The organism is Corynebacterium sp. ES2775-CONJ, assembly GCF_024814515.1.
GTDB lineage: Bacteria > Actinomycetota > Actinomycetes > Mycobacteriales > Mycobacteriaceae > Corynebacterium.
In genome coordinates, this window is sequence record NZ_JANUXT010000007.1 from 99,443 (window position 1) to 105,454 (window position 6,012).

The window sequence follows — 6,012 nt, forward strand, 5'->3', positions numbered from 1 at the left end:
CTCGTAAGATAGGGGAGCAGGCGATTAGAACGCGCGCAGCCGATAATGCGTTCGCAAACGAAAAGGATGAGAGTTTTTCCATGAAGATCAACCGTGTGGTTCTCAGCACGCTCAGTGCCATTGCCCTCGCTTTGCCGATCTCTACCACTCCCGTTACCGCTGAGTCTATAACCACTTATGCCGCGCAGGCTTCAGGTAGCCACAAGGCTGGCAGTAGCGATAGGCCCCGTACCGACAACGGTAAAACCTTAGAAACTGTTCTTGTAGCACTGGGGGGAACCGTCGGTGTCTTAGCCTTCCTCGCTCTTTTTGCTGCCCCCATTCTCAGGATTATCGGCGTTCGCATTTAAATCGTAGAACGCGAAATAACCAGCCTAGCGCTGGTTCCTCCTCGTATTTGGCGCTTGACTCACTCTAACTTTGTCTGACCTCGCCTGAGCAGGGACTAGTTTTATGTGCCAGCCCTGTATCCGTCACGTTCTCATGCTCGGCTAGGGGAGAAAGTAGCTGAGCCGTGGATAGCTGAAGTGTGGGAATTCATGGGCCTATCAGGCAACCCTCAGTTGTCGTCCATGTAACATAGTAGGTATATACCTCGACTTATTAGTTAATCCACTATGGAATTATCTTCCAAGAAAAGACGTGATGCCCTATGCATTCAGCTCGATCTCTCTTCACGGCTATAGTTTCGGTGAGCGCAGTAGCTGCCACTCTCTCCATTCCAGGAGCGAGCGCGGCTGTGCGTACATCGACAGTACCCGTGACTTTCCACTGCGATGCTCGTCCGAGTAACGGAGGTCTCTATTTCCCCGTCATGGGCAATTATCCTAGCGATGATTATCAATTAGAACTGCAAGCTACAGTGACTGCTCCCAGTGCTGTGCGTGTGGGGGAAAGCTTCGAGTACACCATCGACCCTACCGTGGCTGGCATCCCCGATCCGCTATATATTCCCTATTTGGGAAGCAATGAAACTCTTGAATTGACCAAGATTTCTCGCGGTAAGATGAATATCACGGTACCCTCTGAGACATCGCTTGAATCAGTAGCTCTCGGGGTGAGCCCCATTGGAACAGTGTCTAAGTTCGATCAGTCTTCGCATACGGTCTCTATCCAAGGCGACAGCGATATTGATGGGATCAATTTCGATCGCCCAGCAGCCTTGATCACCTCGTATGCGGTGAGCAAGTTGAAGCACGCTGGCTTTGAAGGCGCATCCAACGGGAGTCACTCCGGTGTAGATTTCCCAGCCGTAAGCTTGCGGCTTACCGCCAATTCAGCCGGCACGATCGCACCCGCCTTCCCGGTGGGGACGAGAGTCATGAATGGGTACACGAGCGATAATTTCTTTTCTTTCTTCGCTTCAGCGTCGTTGCGCAGTCCTAATGATCGTCGAAGCGTGGGAACTGTCGCAGTTCGCTGTGGCGTAGCCCAGGGAGAACTCCCCGCGGTAGAAGTAGTAGAAACCCCTGCTAGGCAAGTTGTTCAGCTCCAGGTGGATGCTAAGGAAAAGGCTGTTAAAGGGGAAACTCTTGCCATGTCGGTGCTTGCTACCGACGCTGAGTCCAACCCCCTAGCCGGTCAAGACGTTTCCCTTATGGTCGGGGACGTAATACTCACTGGAGTTACAGGTAGTGATGGGCGTAGTACCTTCGATTACCGCGCAGATGCGGTCGGTTCCTTCCGCGTTATTGCTACCAGCGATAAAGTAACGTCTGCTGCCCGTACCTTGAATGTTGAAAAGCCTGTTCTCACATTGAGTGTTCCCACCAATTCGGCAACAGTGACTGATTTTATTCCGGTAACCGCGAATGTCTACCAGGCTGACGGTTCGACACCAGCACACCTAGATTCTCTGGATTTATGGGTCAATGATCAGAAAATAACGCTTTATCGTGCGCCTGATGGCTCCTTTAAGCATCCTATTTCGTCTCGCACTCCGGGTCGGGTTATCCTTCGTGCTCAATCAGGTGACTCCTCCAGCGAAGAGTTGGCGCTCTATTTCGATCCACGCAGTGGGATCGTAGCTACTAAGCTCATCCTCGAGGTACGGCCCGACGTTCTCTTCGCAGGTCAGCCCGCTACGTTTATCGCGCGTGCAACCGATGATTACGGTCGTCCGGCGACCCCTCGGAGCGTTAGCTTCTATATAGATGGTGATGAAATCGCGGAAGTAACGCCCAATAGTGATGGAGAGTATCGGTATATTTACTCCACCTTGCCCGCCCGTAGTTTCGAGCTCATTGCTCGAAGCGGCGATCTAGCATCAGCACCGTATTCGGTCGTACCAACGATCCCGCGGCGAGATCCGAATATCCCCCTCGACGAGGCGAGCGAGGTTGAAGTAACGCAACAGACCGGTACCAACTACCTTTCCTATCGAGGAACTGTGCTAGGTCCGAACGGAACTCCCTTGAGCGGATACCGCGTCGATGCCTATGTAAACGGGGCAATTGTCGATAGCTTTAATACCTCCGCAAGCGGTACCTTTAGATATCGTGTGCCGATCGTCGCAGGGGAGCAGTACACCGTGAAATTTGTATCCGGAACAGTCTCATCGAAGGAATTTACCTACCCAGATTCTCAGGCTAGCGATCCCTCTGACTCTTCATCGCAGGAGTCCTCCACAATATGGGCGATTCTCGGTTCCCTTCTGGGGGCTGGGGGATTGTTAGCAGCGATCTACGCTGTGGCACGTCACTTCGGATTAGTAAACTAATGAATAGGAAGGTTATCCACGAGTGAAAAGGATCCTAAGCGCGAGTATCTCATCTTTGCTCGCCGGCCTCTTGATCGCGGCCCCACAGGCTCAGGCCGTAGAGAGTACCACCGATATAGATTTTGGGTGCCACTTATACAATCCTTCAACCTTATTGCTTAACGGATTCTGGGGCGAGAAATACGGCTTTATATTTCGAGCAAAGGTCTCAGCCCCACAGACCGTCGCAGTAGGAGTACCCTTCACCTATACGGTTGAGCCTGGACGGATAGAATTACCGGCTACGTGGTCCTATTTAGCCGAGCGGCCTCAGGTCACAGAGTTTTCTCGAATTTCTCTAAAGATAACAGCCCCCTCCCAAGCAGAGCTCGTCAGTGTGGAAAAATCTGCGGGCGGAACAAAAGGCTTAGGGATCACCACCGAGCAAAGAGAAATAACAATTGGAGGCGACCTGACTGTTGCCGACGACGATGCCTTTTCTCGTCTCGATAGCTACGAATCGGGGGGAGTATATGCTAGTGACACCGGTTCGGGCTTTGCCGTGGACATCCCCCCGATTTCCCTGACAATGAAAGCTACTCAGCCGGGTGATCTCGCTCCGGCATTCCCCAAGGCCGCCGACAACCGAAATATCGGACCGGGAAGCTTTTTCAGCGGTTTAGCCAGAATGAATTACCAGGGTCGCCAACAGAATTTCCTAGTCCGCTGCACTCCGATAGCAGCTAATCTTCCGGCGGTAACCGCGGTCGAGCAAGATACCCGCCGCGCGGTTGCCGCAATTTCCTTGGAGTCATCCCTCGATACCCTCGAGGCTGGAAACGAGCTCATGCTCCGTTCGCGGGTGACAGATGCCGCGGGTGGCGGAATACCCGGGCGCTCGGTTGAGTTTCATATCGGGGGGCGTATATTTACCGAAACCACCGATGCCTTAGGGTACGCCCAGTACCAGTTCCGACCCCTCATCCCAGAAGACTACCGCGTGCTCGCTCGCGCTGGCGGTAAAGAGGCGTCGGTAACCGTGAAAGTTCTGCCCAACAACGCAGTAAAACCCAAAGCTGCTCAGCCCGCACGCCTCCACCTAGACCCTCCACAATCCAGTTACGAATTTGGAACTCGCATCGAGCTCTCTGCCGACCTAACCTCAGCAGATAATCAGCCAGTTACCAACTATCCCGTCTATTTCAATATCTACCGCGCAGAAAGCGGGGCGGTGTATAGAAGCTTTGTGTCCCGCTCGGACACGTTCGGGATGATTTCTCAAGCCATTGAACTCGGTATACCTGGAGCCTTCGAAGTTCAGGCAGTAGCGGGCCTGCAGGGCGAAACCACTTCTCAGGTACTCAGCGATAGGTACGCCTTTACCATTCGCAGCGGAGAAGCCCCCGCACCACCCGCGGTTGAAGGCTCTCGCGAGCCTAGCGCGAGATATACCTCACCACTGGGAAAGATCCTTATTAGTATTGGGTCAATTCTGGGAATTTTAGGAGTGGGAGGAGTGCTATTTGCTATCGCGCGTCACTTCAACCTCGCTCTGCCTAATTTCCCACAGTTGCCGCCTCTGCCACCATTATTCCCCTAGGCAAAAATCAGCGGAAAGAGGGGTACAACTACGATGAAAGTTGTACCCCTCTTTCCGCTTTTTCTTTGACTATTCAAAGGAAGTTTCTGCTGTTTAAGCCTATAATAAGCGCAAGAATCGTCCAGTAGAAAATGTGATGAAATAAAATTCTTCAGCAGTGTAATAAAAATGCCCAATCTAGTGATTAATGTATATGAGGGAGCTTAAGAATTTTGCCCCCGAAATTATCTACGAGAAAGCTAGGTTGTGGCCTCATTGAATACCCCCAAAAAAATTCTCGCCGCACTGCTGGGACCGGTTCTAGCAGCCGGAGTAACCGCGGTACCTGTTCACGCTGATAGTGTCAGCTCCTCACTCGAGATTCCTTTGCGATGTCAAATGAAAGCCGACGCGACGGGTCGTAACCTGAACTCTGGACTTTCCGGCAACTACTCTTCAAGTATCATTTCTTCGGCCACGGTTGATATCGAAGCTCCAGAAACGGCACGTGTAGGTGTGCCTTTCGAGTACAAGTACACCGTCAAAGATCTTGCGGTGACTAAAGAGTATAAATTTGCTGGGTCATTCTGGACCACCAAGTTTGACCTGATTCCAACGGAGATCTCGCGAGCCAGCATCAATATTCATAATCCTTCTGATACGTCTGCGAGTGCGGTTGTGGCCCAAAATGCAGATGATATTAGCGCCACGGTCACCCCTACTGCGGTACGGGTAGCGGCCTATGTCGCTAATGAAAACAACAGTGTCGACGGCCTCACGAGCGCCCCACTGCGCGGGACTCGCAACAGCGACGGCGCTTTGCAGCTTGACTTCCCTGAGACAACTGTCACCTACACCGCCGCGGAAGCTGGAGATGCTACCCCATCTCTACAGCCTTCGTCAGCGTCCTATGACAATGCTTTCTTTACCGCAATGCTGAGTGCCGATGTGAAAAATGGTGGAGCCGATGCGGTACCCATCAATTTCCTCCTGTGGTGTACCCCCGGAAGCGGGGCCCCAGCGCTGCCGAGCGTCAGTATCCAAGCGGCAGCAACCCCTGAGAAGATCACCCTCGAGGCTCCAGAGTCAGTGGTGACGGACGATCCATTTACGGTCAATGGCCAACTCTTCGATGCGGCTGATCAGGCCGTGGCTGGAGCTGGGGTTACCATCCGCTACGGCACAGAGGAACAGCAAGTACGCAGTAACGATCAAGGTGAGTACACCGCCGAGTTCACAGCGCAAGGTGAAGGTGCTCAGCAAATAGAAGCCGTTGTCACCGATCACCCCACCGTAACCGAGCAAGCGACGATCACCGTCAAAGCTAAAGCTGCTGTGGAGTCGGTTTCAGTGACGGCAACACCAGACCAAGTGGAATCTGGTTCTCCCGTAACGCTACGCGCCGAAGTGACTTATACCCCTGGCCACATCGTCCCAGCGGACAATGTCAGCTTCCATATTGGTAGCACGAAAGTTTCTGCCACCCGCGCGGGCTCCGTGTACACCGCTACCTGGACTCCTCCGCGCGCTGGCACATTTGACGTTAAAACTACTATCGGCGGTGTCGAATCGAACACGGTGTCGTTAGTAGTAACTGGAGGGCAGACTCCTGTTGTTCCTGCGAGTGTTGTGGGGTCTCAGGTGGAGTCTGCGGATTCGTCGGTTGTGACTTTTGTGGTGGCGGATAAAGATGGTGCGCCGCTTGCGGATCAAGAGGTTGTTGTGACTGTTGGTT

The 6,012-nt window shown here is 52.9% G+C and carries 4 protein-coding genes; all 4 read left to right on the top strand.

Features of this window, described 5'->3' with window-relative positions; translation table 11 throughout:
• The first annotated feature begins 80 nt into the window (after nucleotides 1-80).
• Nucleotides 81-350 (top strand): hypothetical protein, encoded by a 270-nt coding sequence (locus NXT01_RS08980; RefSeq protein WP_259080251.1) that lies wholly within the window; start codon nucleotides 81-83, stop codon nucleotides 348-350.
• Nucleotides 351-652: 302 nt separating this feature from the next.
• Complete coding sequence (locus NXT01_RS08985; RefSeq protein ID WP_259080252.1) at nucleotides 653-2,719, top strand: hypothetical protein; 2,067 nt, start codon at nucleotides 653-655, stop codon at nucleotides 2,717-2,719.
• 22 nt (nucleotides 2,720-2,741) lie between these two features.
• A complete protein-coding gene (locus tag NXT01_RS08990; RefSeq protein WP_259080254.1) occupies nucleotides 2,742-4,298 on the top strand; it encodes a carboxypeptidase-like regulatory domain-containing protein in 1,557 nt (518 codons plus the stop codon).
• Nucleotides 4,299-4,544: 246 nt separating this feature from the next.
• On the top strand, nucleotides 4,545-6,012 hold a 1,468-nt coding region (locus tag NXT01_RS08995; RefSeq protein WP_259080256.1), incomplete at its 3' end, for a hypothetical protein.

Bases quoted from the DNA above. Each gene is read 5' to 3' on its own strand.
- NXT01_RS08985 (WP_259080252.1), top strand. From the start codon at position 653: ATGCATTCAGCTCGATCTCTCTTCACGGCTATAGTTTCGGTGAGCGCA.
- NXT01_RS08980 (WP_259080251.1), top strand. From the start codon at position 81: ATGAAGATCAACCGTGTGGTTCTCAGCACGCTCAGTGCCATTGCCCTC.